The sequence below is a fragment of the Micromonospora sp. L5 genome, from assembly GCF_000177655.2.
Lineage (GTDB): Bacteria > Actinomycetota > Actinomycetes > Mycobacteriales > Micromonosporaceae > Micromonospora > Micromonospora aurantiaca.
Map to the genome: position 1 here is coordinate 1,330,588 of NC_014815.1, position 19,888 is coordinate 1,350,475.

Annotated in this window: 18 protein-coding genes; 8 read left to right on the forward strand and 10 right to left on the reverse strand. The window is 72.9% G+C overall.

Annotation, left to right across the window (positions count from 1 at the left end; genetic code table 11):
- The first annotated feature begins 80 nt into the window (after positions 1 to 80).
- Both ML5_RS06605 and ML5_RS06610 read left to right on the forward strand, forming a co-directional pair.
- Positions 81 to 839, forward strand: coding sequence for a MerR family transcriptional regulator (locus ML5_RS06605; protein ID WP_013474157.1), 759 nt, complete (start codon positions 81 to 83; stop codon positions 837 to 839).
- A 27-nt stretch (positions 840 to 866) separates the two neighbouring features.
- Complete coding sequence (locus ML5_RS06610; protein ID WP_013474158.1) at positions 867 to 1,151, forward strand: putative quinol monooxygenase; 285 nt, start codon at positions 867 to 869, stop codon at positions 1,149 to 1,151.
- A 6-nt stretch (positions 1,152 to 1,157) separates the two neighbouring features.
- Here the strand turns inward: ML5_RS06610 and ML5_RS06615 are convergent, their stop codons facing one another.
- Positions 1,158 to 2,669, reverse strand: a complete 1,512-nt coding sequence (locus tag ML5_RS06615; RefSeq protein ID WP_013474159.1) for an SLC13 family permease — start codon at positions 2,667 to 2,669, stop codon at positions 1,158 to 1,160.
- Positions 2,670 to 2,691: 22 nt separating this feature from the next.
- The gene (locus ML5_RS06620; RefSeq protein WP_013474160.1) at positions 2,692 to 4,233 is read right to left on the reverse strand and encodes a gluconokinase; all 1,542 of its coding nucleotides are present in this window, start codon (positions 4,231 to 4,233) and stop codon (positions 2,692 to 2,694) included.
- Between the two features lie 266 nt (positions 4,234 to 4,499).
- Between ML5_RS06620 and ML5_RS06625 the strand changes: the two genes are divergently transcribed.
- On the forward strand, positions 4,500 to 5,654 hold the full coding sequence (locus ML5_RS06625) for a hypothetical protein (protein ID WP_013284270.1): 1,155 nt from the start codon (positions 4,500 to 4,502) through the stop codon (positions 5,652 to 5,654).
- A 6-nt stretch (positions 5,655 to 5,660) separates the two neighbouring features.
- Here the strand turns inward: ML5_RS06625 and ML5_RS06630 are convergent, their stop codons facing one another.
- Entirely contained in the window at positions 5,661 to 6,233 is a 573-nt protein-coding gene (locus tag ML5_RS06630; protein ID WP_013474161.1) for a hypothetical protein, read from the reverse strand.
- Between the two features lie 108 nt (positions 6,234 to 6,341).
- Between ML5_RS06630 and ML5_RS06635 the strand changes: the two genes are divergently transcribed.
- Positions 6,342 to 7,541, forward strand: a complete 1,200-nt coding sequence (locus ML5_RS06635) for a phosphotransferase family protein (RefSeq protein ID WP_013474162.1) — start codon at positions 6,342 to 6,344, stop codon at positions 7,539 to 7,541.
- On the opposite strand, the gene ML5_RS06640 is transcribed toward ML5_RS06635, so the two are convergent.
- A complete protein-coding gene (locus ML5_RS06640; protein ID WP_013474163.1) occupies positions 7,538 to 8,398 on the reverse strand; it encodes an AraC family transcriptional regulator in 861 nt (286 codons plus the stop codon). The two genes, ML5_RS06635 and ML5_RS06640, sit on opposite strands and share 4 nt — an antisense overlap.
- Before the next feature lie 120 nt (positions 8,399 to 8,518).
- Between ML5_RS06640 and yidD the strand changes: the two genes are divergently transcribed.
- Complete coding sequence (gene yidD, locus ML5_RS06645) at positions 8,519 to 8,890, forward strand: membrane protein insertion efficiency factor YidD (protein ID WP_225319755.1); 372 nt, start codon at positions 8,519 to 8,521, stop codon at positions 8,888 to 8,890.
- Positions 8,891 to 9,003: 113 nt separating this feature from the next.
- On the opposite strand, the gene ML5_RS06650 is transcribed toward yidD, so the two are convergent.
- The 3 genes from ML5_RS06650 to ML5_RS06660 all read right to left on the reverse strand — a co-directional run bounded on the left by ML5_RS06650 (position 9,004) and on the right by ML5_RS06660 (position 11,305).
- Positions 9,004 to 9,738: a YqjF family protein gene (locus tag ML5_RS06650; protein ID WP_013474164.1), complete on the reverse strand. Its 735-nt coding sequence runs from the start codon at positions 9,736 to 9,738 to the stop codon at positions 9,004 to 9,006.
- Between the two features lie 32 nt (positions 9,739 to 9,770).
- Positions 9,771 to 10,136 carry a VOC family protein gene (locus ML5_RS06655; protein WP_013284276.1) on the reverse strand — a complete coding sequence of 122 codons (366 nt, stop codon included), beginning with the start codon at positions 10,134 to 10,136 and terminating at the stop codon, positions 9,771 to 9,773.
- 218 nt (positions 10,137 to 10,354) lie between these two features.
- Entirely contained in the window at positions 10,355 to 11,305 is a 951-nt protein-coding gene (locus tag ML5_RS06660) for a hypothetical protein (RefSeq protein ID WP_013474165.1), read from the reverse strand.
- A 112-nt stretch (positions 11,306 to 11,417) separates the two neighbouring features.
- On the opposite strand from ML5_RS06660, the gene ML5_RS06665 reads away from it, so the two are divergent.
- The gene (locus ML5_RS06665) at positions 11,418 to 13,577 is read left to right on the forward strand and encodes an MMPL family transporter (protein WP_013474166.1); all 2,160 of its coding nucleotides are present in this window, start codon (positions 11,418 to 11,420) and stop codon (positions 13,575 to 13,577) included.
- Between the two features lie 22 nt (positions 13,578 to 13,599).
- Here ML5_RS06665 and ML5_RS06670 read toward each other — a convergent pair whose 3' ends face one another.
- On the reverse strand, positions 13,600 to 14,262 hold the full coding sequence (locus tag ML5_RS06670; protein ID WP_013474167.1) for a response regulator transcription factor: 663 nt from the start codon (positions 14,260 to 14,262) through the stop codon (positions 13,600 to 13,602).
- Positions 14,259 to 15,476 carry a sensor histidine kinase gene (locus ML5_RS06675; RefSeq protein WP_013474168.1) on the reverse strand — a complete coding sequence of 406 codons (1,218 nt, stop codon included), beginning with the start codon at positions 15,474 to 15,476 and terminating at the stop codon, positions 14,259 to 14,261. The genes ML5_RS06670 and ML5_RS06675 overlap by 4 nt, the downstream gene beginning before the upstream one ends.
- Positions 15,477 to 15,646: 170 nt before the next feature.
- On the opposite strand from ML5_RS06675, the gene ML5_RS06680 reads away from it, so the two are divergent.
- A complete protein-coding gene (locus ML5_RS06680) occupies positions 15,647 to 16,201 on the forward strand; it encodes a DUF1772 domain-containing protein (RefSeq protein WP_013474169.1) in 555 nt (184 codons plus the stop codon).
- On the forward strand, positions 16,198 to 16,671 hold the full coding sequence (locus ML5_RS06685; protein WP_013474170.1) for a hypothetical protein: 474 nt from the start codon (positions 16,198 to 16,200) through the stop codon (positions 16,669 to 16,671). Before ML5_RS06680 ends, ML5_RS06685 begins: the two co-directional genes overlap by 4 nt.
- A gap of 25 nt (positions 16,672 to 16,696) precedes the next feature.
- On the opposite strand, the gene ML5_RS06690 is transcribed toward ML5_RS06685, so the two are convergent.
- On the reverse strand, positions 16,697 to 19,771 hold the full coding sequence (locus tag ML5_RS06690) for a DUF3427 domain-containing protein (protein ID WP_013474171.1): 3,075 nt from the start codon (positions 19,769 to 19,771) through the stop codon (positions 16,697 to 16,699).
- Positions 19,772 to 19,888 lie beyond the last annotated feature (117 nt).

Here is a 19,888-nt window from a genome sequence, read left to right on the forward strand (position 1 = left end):
CTGGTCGGGGGCGTCGTGCTGTCCGGCTTGACCCTCACGCAGCGGGAGGCGGGAGTCTTGGTCGCGGAAGGGAGGGAACCATGCCGTACACGGTGGGACAGGTGGCGCGGGCGGCCCGGGTGACGGTCCGGACGCTGCACCACTACGACGAGATCGGGCTGCTGCGGCCCAGCGGGCGCACGCCGGCGGGCTACCGCCGCTACGACGAGGCCGACCTGGACCGGTTGCAGCTCATCCGGTACTACCGCGAGCTGGGGTTCCCGCTGGAGGAGATCGCCGAGATCCTGGACGATCCGGACGCCGACCCGGTGGCGCACCTGCGCCGGCAGCACGAGCTGCTGTCCGGGCGGATCGGGAAGCTCCAGGAGATGGTCGCGGCGATCGAACACGCGATGGAGGCGAGGACGTTGGGGATCCAGTTGACGCCGGAGGAGCGGTTCGAGGTGTTCGGTGACTTCGACCCGGACGAGCACGCCGAGGAGGCGGAGCAGCGCTGGGGCGGCACCGAGGCGTACCGGCAGTCGCAGGAGCGCGCGGGCCGCTACTCGAAGGAGGACTGGCTGCGCAACAAGGCGGAGAACGAGGACTGGGGGCGGCGGTTCGTCGCGCTGATGGACTCGGGCGCGCCGGCCGACGGCCCGGAGGCGATGGCGCTGGCCGAGGAGCACCGGCAGCTCATCACCAAGTGGTGGTACGACTGCTCGTACGAGATCCACACCGGCCTGGCCGACATGTACGTGGCGGATCCGCGGTTCACCGCGTACTTCGAGACGCTGCGGCCCGGGATGGCCGCGTACCTGAACGAGGCGATCCACGCCAACGCGATCACCCGGTCCTGACCGGGAGCGGGTGGCAGGATGGCCGGCATGCTCATCGTCGCCGGCACCCTCTACGTCGATCCGGCCCGGCGGGACGCCTACCTGGCGTCCTGCGAGGCCGCCGTCCGCGCGGCCCGGGACGCGCCCGGCTGCGTCGACTTCGCGGTCAGCGCCGACCTGGTCGAGCCGGGCCGGATCAACGTCTACGAGCGGTGGGAGTCCGACGAGCAGTTGCTGGCGTTCCGGGGCTCCGGACCGGAGGCCGAGCAGGTGACGGAGATCCTCGGCGCCGAGGTGCACAAGTTCCGCATCTCCGGCGTCGAGGCTCCCTGACCGTCGCTAGATGAAGACGTCGAGCAGCAGGACGCCGAGGAAGCCGACCACCGAGATGATGGTCTCCATCACCGACCAGCTCTTGATGGTCTGCCCGACTGTCAACCCGAAATACTCCTTCACCAGCCAGAAGCCGGCGTCGTTGACGTGGGAGAAGAACAGCGACCCGCAGCCGATGGCCAGCGCCAGCAGCGCCACCTCGGGGCCCTGGAGCGTGGCGGCCAGCGGCGCGACAATGCCGGCGGCGGTGATGGTGGCGACGGTGGCCGAGCCGGTGGCGACCCGGATGCCGACCGCTACCAGCCAGCCGAGCAGCAGCGGCGAGAGGTTCGCACCGTCGGCGGCGTTCGCGACCAGGTCGCCCACGCCGGCGTCGACGAGTACCTGCTTGAAGCCGCCACCGGCGGCGACGATCAGCAGGATGCCGGCGATCGGCGGCAGCGAGCCGCCGAGGAAACCGGAGACCTGGGTACGGCTGAAGCCGGACCGGTAGCCCAGGAAGATCATGGCGAAGATGACGCCTGCCAGCAGGGCGATGATCGGGGTACCGACGATGTCCAGTGCCTTGCGGCCGGCGGTGTCCTCGCCGAGCGTCAGCTCGCCGACCGCCCGCAGCAGCATCAGCACCACCGGCAGCAGCACCGTCACCACAGCCGCCCAGAGCGCCGGGGACCGGCGCGAGCGCCGCCCGACCGGCTCGTCGATCGCGCCGCCGGGCCGTCCGGTGCCCGGGTTGACCAGGTCGTCCGCGGTGACCAGGTCGCCGTCGGCGTCGAGCCGGCCGTCACCGGGCCGGGTCGGGCTGCGGTCGACGGCGGCGTCGCGCCGGGTCGGCAGCAGCTCGGCCGGTGCGGTGGCCGGCACGTACCGGGCGATGAAGTTGCCGAAGACCGGGCCGGCGATGATCACCGTGGGGATCGCCACCAGCAGGCCCAGGGCGAGCGTCTGACCGAGGTTGGCGCCGAGCGCGTCGATCGCCACCAGCGGGCCGGGGTGCGGCGGCACCAAGCCGTGCAGCACCGACAGGCCGGCGAGCGCGGGAATGCCGATCTTCATCAGCGGCACGTTCACCCGCAGCGAGACCAGCAGCACGATCGGCACCAGCAGCACCACGCCGACCTCGAAGAACAGCGGCAGGCCGATGAGCGCGGCCACACCGGCCATCGCCCAGGGCAGCGCGGTCCCGGAGACCCGGCCGACCACCCGCTCCACGATGCCGTCCGCCCCGCCGGACTCGGCCAGCAGGCCGCCGATCATCGCGCCGAGCGCGATCAGCAGGCCCACGCCGCCCACAGTGGAGCCGACGCCGCCGCTGAACGAGGTGACGATCTTGTCGACGGGTACGGCGGCGACCACGCCGAGCACCGCGGCGCCGAGGATCAGCGCCAGGAACGGATGCACCTTGCCCCACGCGATGAGCAGCACGACCGCGGCGATGCCCAGCAGGGCCGCGAGGACGAGCTGGGTGTCACCGGCGTTCGTGAGCGGTTCCGCGGGTGCGGCGAACAGTGTGACCACGGCTATCACGCCCTTCGGTCGGTCAGCGGGGTGGTGCGGTGGGTGGTGGTTCCGGCGGAAGGCTCGGCGCCATCCGCCGCAGGGACGCGAACGTGGGTACGAGGGCGTCGTACAGCTCGGAGAAGAGGGGGAGCAGTGCGGCGTACGTGGCGGCGGAGGCGGGATCCGGGCGGACCGTCTCCTCGATCCGGACCAGATCGGCGGCGACCTCGATCGATTCGATCAGGCCGAGCGCCTGCATGCCGAGCAGCGCCGCGCCGAAGCCGGACCCCTCGTGCCCGGCGGGGAACCGCACCGGCATGCCGAGCGCGTCGGCGAGGATCTGCCGCCACAGCGCGCTGCGGGCGAACCCGCCGCTGGCGCGGACCTCACGTACCTCGTTCCCGGCGGCCCGGACCGAGGCGAGGACCAGGGCGAGCTGCTGGCAGACGCCCTCCAGCGCGGCCCGGACCAGGTGCGCCCGGCCGTGGCCGTGGGTCAGACCGACGTACGCGCCGCGGGGCAGCGCGCTCCAGTGCGGCGCCCGTTCGCTGAGCAGGTACGGCAGCATGATCAGCCCGCCGGAGCCGACCGGCGCCGTGGCGGCCAGGTCGAGCAGCTCCTCCTCGGCGTGCTCGCCCAGCTCGGGGGCGAGCGCGTCGTTCGCCCACTGGAGGACGATGCCGCCGTTGTTGATGGCGCCGCCGACCACCCAGCGGTCCTCGGTGAGCGCGTAGCAGAACACGCCGCCGAGCGGGTCCACGCCGGGGCGTTCCACCATCACCCGCATCGCGCCGCTGGTGCCGATCGAGCAGGCCACCACGCCGGGGCGTACCGCGCCGAGCCCGAGGTTCGCCAGTGGCCCGTCGCCGGCGCCCACCACGAGCGGCGTGTCCGCCGGCAGCCCGGTGGCGCGGGCCGCCTCGGGGGTGAGCCCGGGCAGTACGTGGGTGGTGGGTACGAGCTGGGGGAGCTGCTCCTCGGTGATGCCGGCGAGGCGGAGCGCCTCGGTGTCCCAGGCCAGCCGGTGGATGTCCATCAGGCCGGTGGCGGACGCCACCGAGTGGTCGGTGACGAGCGCGTCGGCGAGCCGCCGCAGCACGAGATCCTTGATGCCGACCCAGTGCGCGACCCGCTCGTGCAGCTTCGGTTCCTGCTCGGCGAACCAGACCAGCTTGGGCAGCGGCGCCATCGGGTGGACCGGGGTGCCGGTGCGCCGGTGCAGGGCGAGCCCGGAGGGCGCGGCCCGCAGGCGCTCGGCCTGCGCGCTCGCGCGGGAGTCGGCCCAGGTGATCGACGGGGTCAGCGGGGTGCCGTCGGCGTCCAGCCCGATCAGGCTGTGCATGGCGGTGCTGAACGACAGGCCCGCAACCGGTACGCGCAGCTCGTTCACCACCGCGCGGATCACGCCGATCACGGCTTCGTGGATGAGGTCCGGGTCCTGCTCGGCCCAGCCCGGGTTCGGCTCCTCCAGGGGGTAGCCGATCGAGTGGCTGGCCAGTTGCCGGCCGGTGGTGTCGAACGCGACGGCCTTGGAACTGGTGGTGCCGATGTCCACTCCCACCACCACGGCCGGGTCGCCCACCGGTGCACCTCCTCGCCGCCCGGGGGCCGCGCTCCGCCCCGCCGTTGCGGCTGACGTTACCGACGTGTCCACGCGCGCGCATGACGAAGCGGGACCGCCGGGAGCCGGTGGCACGGAACGTGAATCGACGCGGGAGTTTCCGCCGATTGTGTAGGTCAATCAGCCGATCGGTCTAATTGGCGACTTTCGCGTGTCTTCGTACCCCTGCCGCACAGTTGACATGAATGACACCCCGATTGGTGGGCTCGCGCGGCGGAGGAGTCGGCGTGACGAAGACTGATTCGACGGGTTCCACATGGCGGTACCGGTGGGCGCACCGGCAGAACGAGCGGCGTCAGCGGGCCTTCCGCGCCGCCGACGAGGCGTGGCGACGCCGCGACGACGAGCTGCGCCGCCTGCGTACCCTCGCGGTGTCCTTCCACGGCTCGGCTCAGGCGGGCGTCGGCCTGCCGATGGAGCTGGCTCCCGGCGAGGTGGTCTTCTGGACACTCCCGGCCGCGCAACTGGTCGAGGTCCGGCACACAGCCGTGCTGCCCGCCCCCGAACTGACAGTCGACCCCGACCCGCCCGCGCTGCGCCCCCGCCGCCCCGAGGGCGTCAAGGTGGTCGACGCCGGGCTCGCCGTGCTCACCAACCGGCGCCTGGTCCTGCTCGGCGGACGCGGCCGGCGCGACTGGGCGTACGGCCGGATGACCGGCCTGTCCCACGACCCCGGCGCGCCGGTCACCCTGATCCAGGTGCTGGACCGGCGGCGTACCTCCGGGTTGCTGCTGCCCACCGGCGCGGCGGCCGACTTCCGGTTCACGCTCACGCTGGCGTTCGCCGACGCGATCGAGCAGCGCGCCGCAGTCGTGGCCGAGCTGGACGAGCTGATCGCGGAGCACACCGCGGCGCGGCCGGAACGCCCCGCAGTGCTCACCCCCGCCCAGGCCCGCGTCACCGCGCTGGTGCCCGGCGGCCGGCGGACGGTGGCGGTCGGCGCGGCGCTCGCGCTGATCGTGCCGGCGATGCTCATCGAGTCCAACCCGCCCACCCGGGCCGGCTCGGAGCGCGCCGCCGCCGCGACCCCGGGGGCCACCGGCACGCCCGCGCCGCCGCACGTCGCGCCCGCCGTCCAGGTCCGGCCCAGCACGAGCCCCGAGCCGTCCCGCGTCCGTCCCGCACCGCCGCGCGGCACGCCGCAGCCGCCGGTCGAGCGCCGCTGCGGCGCACCGGCGAACCCCTTCGGGTACGACTTCTGCGACGGCCAGCGCATCCGCCGGCCGGCTGCCGGGGTGTGCGACTGGTTCGAGTGCGTACCCGGGTTCTGGTCCGACCGCGGCTGGCTGGTGCAGTGCCGCGACGGCTCGATCAGCCGCACCGGCGGCCAGCGCGACGTGTGCGCCGGTCACAAGGGGTTCCGCCGGACCGTCTGGCGGTGACGGAGGTCAGGCCACCGGGCGGGGCGTGACGCGCAGCGGCAGCAGCCCGGCCAGCACCAGCGCGGCGCCCACGGGCAGCAGGTTCAGGTTCACCGCGATCGCCAGGAACCCGGCCAGCACCAGCACCGGCGCCCACACCGGCAGCAGCCGGGCCGCCGCCGCCCGGTACAGCAGCACCAGCAGGCCCACCTCGAACAGCAGCGGTCCGCCGTACAGCACAAGGCCGGGCGTGGGCACCGCGTCGGCGAAGCGCGGGAACAGGTCACCGAGGATCACCCAGACGAAGGCGGCGGCGCCGACCAGGCCGGCCGGCGCGGCCACGTCGTCGAGCGTCCGCAACCGTGACGAGCGGGTACGCAGCAGGCCGTGCAGCCCGACGATCAGCGCGGCGAAGCCGAGGACGCCGAGCAGGAACAGCGTGTGCCCGGTGTTCCAGGCCCAGGCGCCCTTGTCGCTGTGCCCGTCCAGGCGGTCGAGCAGGCGCAGCAGGCCGTAGCCGAGCAGCAGCACCGCAGACGCCACGGCGACCGGGCGTAGCCACTGGTGCGTGGGACGTGTGCGGGAATCGAGGAGGCTCATCGCCTCAGCGTTCCGGGCGCCCGTGCCCGGGACATCGGGGAGCGGTCCCGAACCTGACCCGGATCAATCCGCTCGCCTCCCGTAGGGGTGCCCGGATACCGTCCGGCCGTGTCCCGCACCGTCTCGCTGGTCCTGCTCGACGCCGTCGGCCGTCCGCTCGGCGCGCTGCCGCCGTTCGACGTGCCGGAGCCGTGGTGGCAGGAGGTCCAGTCGATCGTCGACACGGTCCGGCAGCGCCACGGGCTGGAGGTGACGGTGCTGCGGCTGCTCGACGCCGACCGTTCCACGCCTCCCGGCGGCCACGTCCGCTACCTGGCGCAGGTAGTCGACGCGCCGGCCGTACCCCTGGAACCGGCGGCCGTGGACCTCGCGCCGCACCCGCTGCGCCAGCCGTGGGCGGAGGCCGGCGGTCCGGCTCGCAGCGTCGCGTGGGCGACCGGCGAGTTGAGCCGGCGCTGCCGCCGGGTGACGGCGGTGGCGCAGCAGCGCACCTGGAACCTCTCCGCCATCTGGCGCCTGGACACCGACCAGGGCCCGGCGTGGCTGAAGCAGCTACCGTCCTTCGCCCGCCACGAGCCCGAGGTCCTCGGCCGGCTCCCCTCGGTGGCCGGTCTTCCCGGTGACACGAACTCCCTGATCGGCGTGCCGGTGGTGCTCGCCGCCGACGGGGAGGGGCGGATGCTGCTGGACGACGTGCCGGGGGAGGACCGGTACGGGGCCGGGGAGGGCGAGCGGGCCGCCGTCGCGGCCGGACATCACCTGGTGCAGCGGCGGGCGTGCGGGATCGTCGGCGAGCTGGTCGCGGCGGGGGTGCCGGACCTGCGCGGGGCGCGGCTGGCGGACTGGATCCGGGAACGGCTCGCCGGGCACGACGTGTCGGCCGCAGCCGGCCTGCTCGACGGGCTCGACCGGCGGCTCCGGCAGGTCGCCGGCTGCGGCCTGCCGGACACGCTCGTGCACGGCGACCTGCACCCCGGCAACGTGCGCGGCGACGACCGGCGCCGGACCGTGATCGACTGGGCGGACTCGTTCGCCGGCCATCCCGCCTTCGACATCCTGCGCCTCACCGAGGACGTCGACGCGGACGCCGCCGCCCGGCTGGTCGACGCGTGGGCGCGACGGTGGCGGGCCGACGTGCCCGGCAGCGACCCGCACCGGGCCGTCGACCTGCTCCGGCCGGTCGCGCCGCTGCGGCTGGCCGCCGTGTACGCGATGTTCCTCGCCGCGATCGAGCCGGGCGAGCATCCGTACCACGTGCACGACGTGCCGGCCGCGCTGGCGCGAGCGGCGGCGGTGGCGCGACCCTAGACCCGGCGGACCGGGATCCACAGCTCCGCGTCGGCGGTGCCGCCGTCCTCCGCGACCCGCACCCGCGAGATCTCCGGCCCCGGGCGGGTCTCGTACGGGTTGGACGGGAACCACGACGTGAACACGGCCCGCCACAGGTGCTGCACCGCCACCGGGAACGCCCCGGAACTGGAGAACACCGCCCACTCGCCGGCCTCGACCGGCAGACTGCGCAGGTCGTCCGGCACGTCCGCGCCGGTGACCGCCGCGTACCAGTAGTCCAGCTCGGTGCCCTCGTCCCGGGAACCGGCCAGCTCGGCGCTGACGTTGACGATCCCGCGCGGCTCCTGGTCGGACAGCGCCTCGATGCGGCGGACGGTAGCCGGGTCGATGCCCCTGACGAACGCCACGATGTGCGGGTTCATCCCCTCGTGCACGAGCGGCACCCGCGCCGTCAGCCCGGCGAGCCGGAAGGCGTCCTTGGTCACGATCCGGTAGTCCATGCTGGTGTTCCCTTCGACGACGAGCCGGAAGGACATCCGGGGCTGGGACCGCAGCACCGCACCGGCCTGCCGGGCCTGCGTCGGCCCGACGCCGTGCACGGCCCGGAACGCGCGGGCGAACGCCTCGTTCGAGCCGTACCCCCAGCGGACCGCCACGTCGAGCAGCGACTCCCGGCCGGCGAGCACGTCGGCGCCCGCCAGCGTCATCCGGCGTCGGCGCACGTACTCCGACAGCGGCAGCCCGGCCAGCGCCGAGAACAGCCGGCCGAAGTGGTGCTCCGACACGCCCGCGATCCGGGCCAGCGCGGCCACGTCGAGCGGCTGGTCGAGCCGCTGTTCGAGGTGGTCCAGCGCGGCGTTGAGCCGATCCAGCACCCGGTCTTCCCTCCTGGTGACGCCTTCGACGCTAGGTTCCCCGCCGTCCACCGGCCCGATCACACCGGACCCGGTCCGGTCGCCTCATCGACAGTGGCGGGCGTGTCGCATCATGGCGTGGTGATCTTCCGGAAGCGGCACCACAAGAAAAAGAAGAGCCGGGACTGGTGCAACTGCGACGTGCCCACCTGCGACGGGCCGGGCTGCTGCGACCTGGGCCTCTTCTCGATGCTGCTCACCCTCGGCTCGGTGACCGCGGGCGTCGTCCGGCGGCCCGCCGTGGACCGGGCCGGCCGGGCCGCCATCCTCGGTTACCGGCGCTGGCTGTCGCACCGCTGGCCGGCGACCTGCCGCTACACGCCGACGTGCAGCGCGTACGGGCTCGCCGCGGTGGAGCGGTACGGGCTGGCGGTGGGTGGCCGGATGGCCGCGGACCGGGTACGCCGATGCCGTCCCGACGTCCCGCACGGCACCCACGACCCGCTGCACTGACCCCGCTCGCCTCCGCGCCGCGCGGACGTGCCGGGGCCACCTCGGGGAAGTGGCGGTGTTCCGGTGTGCCGGATGCCGCCACTCCGCCGACCTGGCGTCGATCAACGTGGCGGTCACCCGACCGACGTGGGGCCGCCGAAGACGACAGGTACGCCGGGGGAATAGAGCACGCTCACCGGCGGCCCGTCCGGTGCGGGCAGGCCCGCGGCGGTGACCAGCTCGTCGTCGAGGTGCAGCAGTTCGGCGCGGTGCAGCGGCCACTGTGGATGCCAGTTCGGCAGGTGGCGGGTGCGGCCGTACGCCCGGGTGTGCAGGCCCCAGCGGGCGGTCAGGAAGTGTTCCAGCGGCGTCGGCTCGGCGATGGGCGCGCCGACGCGTACCACCATCCGGCTGGTCGCGCCGGCCGGACCGGGCCAGCGGCGGCGGCAGCGGTAGGTGAGCGTGTCACCGGACCGGTCCAGCCGCATCGCCGACCACTTGTACGGCAGACGCAGGCTCACCTGGGCCACCAGCACCGGCACCAGGCGGGACGCGTCGAGCGAGCGGAACACGACAGCGCGCCGCCCCGAGCCGTCGACCGAGTAGAGCCGGACGTTCGTCTCCCAGAACGTGCCGAAGTACGGCACGCCCGGGCCACGGCCGAGCCCCAGCCCGACCATCCGGAACCCGATCAGCCCCACGTAGGTGAGCCCGTCGAGCGTGTCCGGCCGGGTGCCGGCGGGCAGCAGCGGCGCCACCCGTTCCGGCGGGACCGCCCAGTGCAGGAACGCGAGATCGTGCCAGCGCTGCGCCAGCCAGGCCCGGCGGATGGCGCGTACGGGAGCGTGCTCGACCGGCTCGATCTCCACCGGTCCATCCTGCCTCCCGGATGCGCCGGGAGTCACTCCGGGCGGTGGCAGACCGCCTCGACGTTGTTGCCGTCCGGGTCGCGGACGAACGCGCCGTAGTAGGCGGCGTGGTATTCCGGCCACTCCTTCGGCGCGTGCAGCACCTCCGCGCCCGCTGCCACCGCCGCGTCGTGGAACGCCCGCACCGTGGCGCGGTCGGCGGCGGTGAACGCGATGTGCACCGGCACCGGCGTGGCGCCGGACGGCGCGGGCTCAACCCAGAAGTCGGGCGCGTCGACGCCGTAGCCGATCGGGCCGGGCTCCATCAGCCGCCGCCCGCCCAGCGGGGCGAGGACCGCGTCGTAGAAGGCGCCGCTCGCCTCCAGGTCGCGTACCGCTACGGAGAAGTGGTCGAGCACGTCGCCTCCCTGCGATCGTCGATGACCGCGCCAGGCTACGAGACCCCTACGACACTTCCGCCGCCCGGTTCACGTCGCGTCCGCCGCCGCCGGGCAGCCGTCGGCGACGCCAGCTGTCGTCGAGCGCCCGGGCCCGGTGGTCCAGCCTCGACGTATGCCGCCGAGACCGATATGCCTCAGAGTCATAGTTATGACTCTGAGGCATATCGCTTTTGCCTCTATGTATTTCCGGCGGCGCTAAGGACCGCCGGGTGGGACGCTCGCCGTCGCCTGGCGGTGTCCGCGACGATCAGCAGGCCGGGAACCGCGCCGAACAGCCAGATCACGCCCACCGGCCAGTGGATCACCTCGCCCACCGCGCCCCGGATCTCCGGCACGTCACCGACCACGTAGGACGCCTCCGGGTCGGTCGTGCGGCAGTCGAGCGTCCACCTACCGGGCGTCGGCACCCGCACGGTCGCCACCCAGGAATAGGTGGCGGCATCGCTGCCGTAGTCGCCCGGCGGGACGGAGACCGGCTCGGCCGTCCGGACCTCCGCGCCGCCGCCGGTGACGCGGCAGTCCGGGTCCGCCGGGGAGAAGCCCACCGCGAAGATCGCGTACGCCCCGGTGGCCGGTGCCGTGAACCGGCCCGCCGACGTCGAGTAGGGGCCGACGCCGCCGTACTCATGCGGGGGTTGCCCGATCGTGCTGTCCTCGGCGCCGAGCCGTACCGCGGACTGGGCCAGCAGCGCGCCGAACACCACGGCGAGCCCGCCGATCAGATAGCCGCGCCGCGACGCCGGGCGGACCCGGTGGGGCAGGCGCCCGCCGGCGGCGTACCCGATCAGCGCTCCGGCCACCGCGAGCGCCGCGCCGCCGAGCAGAGCCCGCCCCCAGTGGGCCTCGCCGGTCAGCGGCACGACCCACCGGAAGAGCGCCAGTGACAACGCGAGAAGCGCCGTCGCGACCAGCGTGGACACGCCCAGGGCCACCCCGGGTCGCCGGGGCTGCCGGGCCGCCAGCACGGCGGCGAGCACCGGTGACGCGAGCACGGGCCACCACAGCGCGGTCGAGACCGGCTGGTCCTCCTCCCATCTGTGGGTCCACTCGAAGAAGACCAGCGGAGCCGGCACCGTCGCCGCCAACCAGGCCGTCAGCACTCCGGGACCGGGCAGCGTCGCGCTCATCCGTCGATCCTCGACCACCCGGATCATCGACGGAAGTCCGCGAGCCGTCCGAAAGGGATTGCTCACGCAGCGTAGGATCGCGTGCGACACAGCCGAACACACGGGGGAAACGATGTTCGAGCGCCTGGGCAGATTCGTCGTGGGCAAGGCCTGGTGGGTGATCGGCGGCTGGGTCGTCGCCGCGATCGCGATCATCGCCGCCAGTCCTTCACTGAGCGACATCACCTCCGCGGACCAGGAAAGCTTCCTGCCGCGCACCTACGAGTCGGTGCAGGCCACCGAGCTGGGCGCGAAGTCGTTCCCGCAGGCCGCCACCGCCACCGCCACCGTCGTCGTCAAACGCAGCGACGGTAGACCGCTGACCGCGGCCGACGAGGCGCGCGTGGGGCAGCTGGCCGCCGCGCTCAAGGCCCGGAACATCCCGCAGACCTCCGGCTACCTCACCGGCCCGCAGGCCGTCGCGCCGGACAAGTCCGTGCAGGTGGTCACCGTCGGTCTCGACGCCGACAGCCCCGACGACCCGGGCCTGCTCGACGCGGTACGCGACCTGCGCGCCGCTCTCGGGCCGGACCTGGCCGGCAGCGGGCTGACCGCCGGAGTGGCGGGCGACGTGGCGAGTTTCGTCGACAACGAGGACACGTTCAACGAGGCGTTCGCCGTCGTCGGCGTCGCCACCATCGTCCTCATCATCGGGCTGATCCTGATCATCTTCCGCAGCCCGATCGCCGCGCTGCTGCCGGTCGTGGTCATCAGCGTCGTCATGTCCGTCACCACCGGGCTGGTCGCCGCCGCCGGCAAGGCATTCGACCTCAACGTCAGCCAGGACCTCCAGACCATCCTGCTGATCGTGCTGTTCGGCATCGGCACCGACTACATCCTGTTCCTGCTGTTCCGCTACCGCGAGCGCCTGCGCGCCGGAGACGACAAGCGCACCGCCATGATCGTCTCGGTGCAGCGGATCGGCGAGGTCATCACCTCCGCCGCCGGTGCGGTCATCGTGGCGTTCCTGGTGCTGCTGCTCGCCTCACTCGGCTTCTTCGGGTCGCTCGGCCCGGCGCTCGCCATCGCCGTCGGCGTCATGCTCGTCACCTCGCTGACCCTGATCCCGGCGCTCGTGTCGCTGCTCGGCCGGTGGGTGTTCTGGCCGTCGAAGGCGTGGCAGCGCCCGCCCAAGGCGACCCTGTCCCGGCGGCTCGGCGCCGTCGTCGGCCGCCGCCCGGCCGTGGTGGCCGCCGCTTCGGGCGCGCTGCTCGTCGCGCTCGCCGCCGGTGTGCTCGGCTACAAGGCCGACTACGACTTCGGCGCCGGCTTCCCGCAGGACACCGAGTCGGCGCGGGCCGCCCAGGACCTCCAGCGCGGGTTCGCCGCCGGGGCGCTCGCGCCCACCGAGGTCTACCTGACCACCGGCAACGGCACCCCGCTCACCGAGCAGCAGGTGAACGACTTCGCCGCCGCGTCGGCGCGCGCACCCGGCGTCGGGCAGGCGCAGCCGCCGGAGCGCAGCGCCACCGACCCGAGCGTCGTCCGGATCAACCTGCTGCTGAACGAGAACCCGATGTCCAACGAGGCGATCACGCTCGTACGCGACGACCTGCGGAAGTCCCTGCACGAGGCGGCTCCGCCGGGCACCAGGGCACTCGTCGGCGGCACCACGGCGATCTTCGCGGACATCAACTCGGCGAACAACAGGGACCTGTCGGTGATCCTGCCGGTGGCCGCACTCCTGATCGCGATCATCCTGGCGCTGCTCCTGCGCAGCCTCGTCGCGCCGGTCTATCTGGTGATCGCCGTGCTGCTCAACTTCGCCGCCACGCTCGGCGCCACCGTCTACGTGTTCCAGGGGCTCCAGGGCAACCCGGGCGTGACGTTCCAGCTGCCGATCATCCTCTACCTGTTCGTGGTGGCGATCGGCACCGACTACAACATCCTGATGATCGCCCGACTACGCGAGGAGGCGCGCGAGGGCCACGAACCGCACCAGGCCGCCGCGATCGGGGTGGAACACGCCGGGCCGACAGTCGCCGCGGCCGGGCTGATCCTGGCCGGCACGTTCGGGGTGCTGATGCTCGCGCCGATCTCGTTCCTCCAGCAGATGGGCTTCGCGGTGGCGATCGGGATCGTGCTGTCCGCGTTCGTCATGTCGATGTTCTTCGTGCCGGCGCTGACCGGGCTGATCGGCCACAAGGCGTGGTGGCCGGGGCACGGCGACGAACGGCGCAACGGCGGCGGCCGGCACGCGGCACCGGCACCTGCGGACGCGGCGTCGACCTGACTGTGACCCGCCCCGGCGCGGCTCAGCCCTCGCCGGGGCGGACCAGCCCGCTCTCGTACGCGATCACGACGAGCTGCGCCCGGTCGCGGGCGTTCAGCTTCTGGAGCAGCCGGCTCACGTAGGTACGCGCGGTGTCGGGGCTCAGGAACAACGCCTGCCCGATCTCCGCGTTGGACCGCCCGGCGCCCACCTGCGCCAGCACGTCCCGTTCCCGTGCGGTCAGTCCGGCCAGCCGCCCCGGGTCGGCCACCGGTGAACGGGCCGCCGCGGCCAGCACCCGGCGGGTGACGGCGGGGGACAGCAGCGCGTCGCCACCGGCGACGGTCCGGACCGCGTCCCGCAGCGCGTCGGGCGGGGTGTCCTTGAGCAGGAAACCCGCTGCCCCGGCGCGGATCGCCTCGAACAGGTACTCGTCGTCGTCGAACGTGGTGAGCATGACGACCTGCACGCCGTCCAGCATCGGGTCGGTCAGGATCCGCCGGGTCGCCTCCAGTCCGTCCCCGCCGGGCATCCGGACGTCCATCAGCACGATGTCGGGCCGCTGCTCCCGTACCACCGAGAGGCCGCTGCCGCCGTCGCCGGCCTCGCCCACCACCTCGATGTCCGGCGCCCGGTCGAGCAGCGCGCGCAGGCCGGTGCGTACGAGGTGCTGGTCGTCGACGAGCACGACGCGGATCGGGTTCACGCGGCGACTCCCGTCAGTGGCAGGTAGACCGACACCCGGAAGCCGGCGGTGCCGCCCGTGCCGGTTGCGGCGGTTGCTCCGGTGCTGCCGGTTTGGATGGTGCCGGTTTCTACGGTGCCGCCGAGCAGGGCTACCCGCTCGGCCATGCCGCGCAGGCCCTGGCCCGTCCCGTCCCTGCGCCCGGCGGGCGGGCCGCCGTGGCCGTCGTCCACCACCTCCAGCGCGAGCCGGCCGGGCGTGGCGCGGACCGTGACGGTGACCCGGGTGGCCTCGGCGTGGCGCAGGACGTTCGTCAACGCCTCCTGCACGACCCGGTAGACGGTGCTGCCCACGATTGCCGGCAGCGTGTCCACCGGACCTTCGATCCGCAGGTCGACAGTCAGCCCACCCCGGCGTACGCCGTCCACGAGCGCCGGGAGTCGGTCGAAGCCGGGGGCCGGTTCCCGTGGACCGGGTTCCCGGCGCAGCGTGCCGAGCGTCGCCCGCAGCTCCGCCATCGCGCTGCCGCTCACCGACCTGATGGCGGCCAGCGCATTCTCCGCCTGCGCCGGATCGCTGTCGGCGAGCGCCTCCCGGGCGACTGCCGACTGCAACGTGATCACCGACATGGTGTGCCCGAGCGTGTCGTGCATCTCCCGGGCGATGCGCAGCCGTTCCGCCTCGACCTGACGGGCCGCCTCCCGGTGGCGCTCCTCGTCGGCCGCGACCGCCTGCCGGACCAGCGCCGCCCGCAGCGACCTGCGGTTGCGTACCGCGTCACCGAGGGCGATGACGGCGAGCAGCAACGCCGCCTCGGAGCCGAGTTCCGTACCGACGACCACCGCGATGTCGTCGCCCTCGGCCAGCCGGGCGACCACGGACACGGCCAGCAGGCTCCCGGCCACCACGGCGGCCGGGACGACACGCCCGCGCTCGGACACCCGGTAGAGGACGGCGGCGGCCGGGGCGGCCACTCCGACGGGCGGCAGATCCAGCGCGTAGTACCCGAGGATCACGACTGCCGTGGCGACCAGCGCCGGCAGCGGCCACCGCCTGGCGCACAGCACCAGCCCGCCGAGCACCGCGCCGACCACGACGGCGAGCGCCGCGCCGACCACGACGGCGAGCGCCGCGCCGCCGGGCGAGGGCCGGTCGGCCGCCACGGCCACCGCGACCAGGCCGAGCGTGGCCGCCGCGAGCAGCACATCGGCGCGGGTGGGCGAGGTGTCGGGCACGCCTTCGAGCCTAGGTCCGCGCGGACCCTCACCGCTGTCGTCCGCAGGCGTCAGGGACGACCCCGAGGCGTACGCCGAGAAGCGACATCCGGTCGCGCGGCCACGCGGACGACGGCCGGGGACGGCCGACCTAGCGTCGATGGCGTCCCCGAAACGTGAGGAGAACCCTCGTGGTACGCACAAGACTGACCTGGCTCGCCCTTATTGTCATGGTATGGGCGTCGATGATGTCGTTCGGCGGGGTCGCCGCCGAGACCGTCATGCTCTACCCGAACATCTTCAGCGACGCGCCCGCCTCGCTCGACCGGGCCCGCGAGTTCCTCGTCCACGGCGGCCCGCACGACTACTTCCCGCCGCTCGGCGCGTCGGTGATCCTCAGCAGCGTCGCCGCGACGCTGCTCACCTGGCGCGACCGCCGGCTGCGCTGGTGGGTCGCCGGCGCCACGGCCGTGTTCGTCGTCTGCGAGTTCGTGTTCTCCGCTGTCTTCTTCTGGCCGCGCAACGAGATCATGTTCGTGGACCCGGTGGGAACGCACTCGCCGGAGTACCTGCGCCAGGTCGCGGCCGAATTCGTCGCCGGTCACTGGGTGCGCTTCGCCGGGGGCGCGGTGACGGCCGTACTCGCGTTCGTCGCGCTGCTGAAGTTCGTGCGCTCGACCGCGCCGGGCTCGGCGTCGGCTCCCGTACCGACGTCGGCTTCGGTCTCGTCGGAGGTGACGCGATGAGCGCGGGTCGCCGTACCCTCGGGTTCTCCTGGCCGGCGTTGGTTGCGCTCGCCGCGTTGGCCGCCCCGCGCGTGGCGCTGCACGACCTGGACGTCGTGCCGGAGGGCACGGTCGTGGCTGCGCTGCTGGCGGTCGGGCCGCCGCTGTGCTGGGTGGCCGCAGTGCTGTGGCGGCGGCCACCGCGCCCGTTCCTGACGATGGTGGTGATCGGGGCGCTGTACGGGGTGTTCCTGGCGGCCGGTCACCAGGTGTTCTGGGACTCGTCGCTGGGGATGGACGCGCCGGGGCTGGCCGGGCTGGAGCCGGGGGCGCGGGAGGCGTTGTTGCGGGGTGCGGCGGTGATGTCGAGCCTGGTCACCGGGACCATGGTCGGAGTGGTCGCGGGTGCGGTCGCGGTGCTGTTGTCCCGAGTGCTGCCAGCGCCGGCCCGACGTCGTGAGCAGGCCGACGCTTCTCGCCCGCTCGCCTGACTCGGCGAGTGGGCGAGATCCCAGGTCAGGCAGCGATCGCCCGGGCGGCGGCGTACATGTCGGCGGGCAGCGGATGCCGCAGCTCCCAGAGGATCCGCATGGGCCGGTCGCCGCTGTGCTCCCGGTACGTCATCGGACCCGCGTACAGGTACGGCGGTGCGCCCAGGTCGCGATCGGCGATCTTGGTCTCGCGGACGAACAGGTGCACCGTCGAGCCCTGCGCGACGTGGTTGACGTACCGCTGGCCGGTGGCCGAGCCTGATGAGGTGGTGCTCTGCGACTCCCACTGGAACAGCTTGTCCGTGATGGCGCGGTCGGCGTACATGGTGGTGGGGGAGTAGTGCTCCTCGGACTTCACGAGCGTGACGAAGAACAGATCCGCGCGCTCGTCGGGCAGCCACTTCACGCCCTCGCGCAGCGAGCCGGGGTTGGTCATGCCGAATGCTGCGCACGCCTCGTTGCGGCTGTAGCGGGCGTGTACCCGCAGCGGCACCCGGCCCGGGGCAGGTGGCTCGGTGACCCGATGGATGCGGTCACGGAGCACGTCGACTACCTGCGGCAGCTCGGCACAGCGCGCCGGTTCCGCCCACAGCCTCCTGAGCCGGGCGTCGCGTTCGGCCAGCGGCACCGACGACCCCCACAGGCTGAAGTGCATCATGTCGAGCAGCCGCCCGGCGGTGGGGCGCTGTCCGGCGGCGACCTGAGCGATCAGATCCAACCTGTCGACATCATCGGTGTGGAGCATCCGGCCGATGGCCCGGCTCAGGTCACGGTCGTCCGGGCCGCCTTCGTCCGGGTCGAGACCGGCGAGGCGCCGCAGCCCGGCCCAGCCGCCGATGCTCGCCGATCGGTAGACGTCCTCGATTTCCAGGCCGGTCTCGCGCAGGAAGTCGGACAGACTGACGTCACCGAGCTGCCGCAGCTCGGCCACAAGCGCGTTCTTCGACGTCGGGAGCGCCGACTTGAGGTTGGCGAGGACGATCTCCTTCGCCACCCGGTCCAGCTCGATGTGGCAGCCGCTGGGTAGCGAGGGGAAGTCCTCCCGGACGGCCGCTTCGACCGCCCGCCGGCTGACCCCGGCGAGCGCCCGCCAGCGCATGTCGAACCGGAAGTTCGCGTGCTGACCGCCGATGAAGTCGAGCACCGTCAGGCACGGCTTGTCGTCGTCCAGCCGCAGACCCCGTCCGAGCTGCTGGAGGAAGATCGTGGCGCTCTCGGTGGGGCGCAACATGAGGATGGTGTCGACCATCGGCAGGTCGACGCCCTCGTTGAACAGGTCGACAGTGAAGAGCACCTTCACCTCGCGCTTGCGGAAGCGGTCGATCAGCGTGTGCTGCTCCGGCCGGTTGACCTGCGATGTCACGGCCGCCGCCGGTACACCGTGCCGGGTGAACCAGTCGGCCATGAACTCCGCGTGCCCGATGCTGACGCAGAAGCCGAGCGCGCGCATCCGCCCGACGTCAGCGATCCGCCGGACCGCGTGCAGGATGAGCCGCGCCCGTGCGTGATTGCCGGTGTAGACGCCGTCGAGCTCGCCCTTGTCGTACCCCTGTCCGCGCTTCCACCGCACCCGCGTCAGGTCCACGTCGTCGTGCAGGCCGAAATACTGAAACGGCGCCAGCAACTGCCGTTCGAGGGCCTCCCACAGGTGCAACTCCACCGACGCGCGGCCGTCGAACCACCGGCGCACGTCACGGCCGTCGCTCCGCTCGGGCGTCGCGGTCAGACCCAGGAGTACGCGCGGCCGAAGCCGTTTCAGCAGCGCCGTGTAGGTGGCCGCCTCGGCGTGGTGGAACTCGTCGACGATCACCATGTCGTACGCCTCGGGGTCGATCTCCCGCTGGCGCAACGACTGGATCGACGCGAAGACGTGCTTCCACCCCTGCGGCCGATCGCCGCCCACAAGCGTCTCGCCAAACGTGCCGTCGCCCATGACCTGGCGGAACACCGACCGGCTCTGCCGCAGGATCTGCTCCTGATGTGCGACGAAGAGCAGCGAGTCGACGCGGCCGGCTCGCCGGAGCCGGCGATAGTCGAGCGCCGCCACCACCGTCTTGCCGGTGCCGGTCGCCATCACCACCAGGTTGCGCCAGCGGCCGTGCACCAGGCGTTCGGCGTCGAGGTCGTCAAGAACTTCCTGCTGGTACGGGAACGGCCGCACGTCCAGGTTCGCGATCTCAGTCGGTGCGTCGTCGGCGCGTTCCCCGCGCAACGCGACACGTAGGCGCTCGCCATCGGCTGCCGGGTCGTAGGTCTCGAACGCCGAGTCGTTCCAGTAGTCGGCGAACGTCGCCTCGAACGTGTCGATGACGTGCGGCTGCTCCAGGTTCGAGATGCGCACGTTCCACTCCACGCCGTCGACGAGCGCGGCCTTGGAGAGGTTCGACGAACCGACGTACGCGGTGGTGGTGCCGTTGTTCCGCCGGAACAGCCATGCCTTGGCGTGCAGGCGGGTGGTCCGCGTCTCGTAGGACACCTTGATCTCGGCACCCAGCTCGGCGAGCCGATCGAGCGCCCGCTGATCGGTGGCGCCCATGTACGTCGTCGTGATGACCCGTACCCGACCGCCTCTGCCGACCAGCTCGGTGATCGCGGGCTCGATGATGCGCAGCCCGTGCCACTTGATGAAGGCGCAGAGCAGGTCCACCTCGTCCGCCGACGCCATCTCGTGGCTGACCTCGTGGCCGATGCGCGGCTGGTGCCGGCCGTTGACCAGGAGCGCGCCGGTGGAAAGCGGCGTCGAGGGGCGGATCGGGAAGACCGGTGCGGCCGGTGGGGTGGGCGGTGAGGCGATGGCGTGCAACAGACGTTGGGCGTCCGCTACCTGGTCATCGGCGGTGACGGCGCGGGGCTCGGCCTGAGCGATGTGCGCGGCGATGCGGTTCGCCAGGTCGACCTGCCGGGCCAACTTGTTCTCCCCGCCACCGACGCCGAGGAGCGCCCGCCGCGCGAGGCCCGCGATGTGCCGGGCCAGGACGTCATGCGCGTCGGCGGCATCCAGCTTCGCATCCCGGACGAGGGCGCTATCGACATGCCTGAGCTGCGTCGCCAGCTTCTCCGTGATCAGGTGTTCGTAGATGCCCTTCTCAAGATCCCCCACGAAAGGCAAGCTAGCCGCGATGAACGCCGGGCGGAAGCCGGTGCGATAGGTGTTAGGAGCCTTGTCCTGTGGCCTGTCAGATCATTGACACCTAGAGGTGAAGGTCGACGCGTTGTC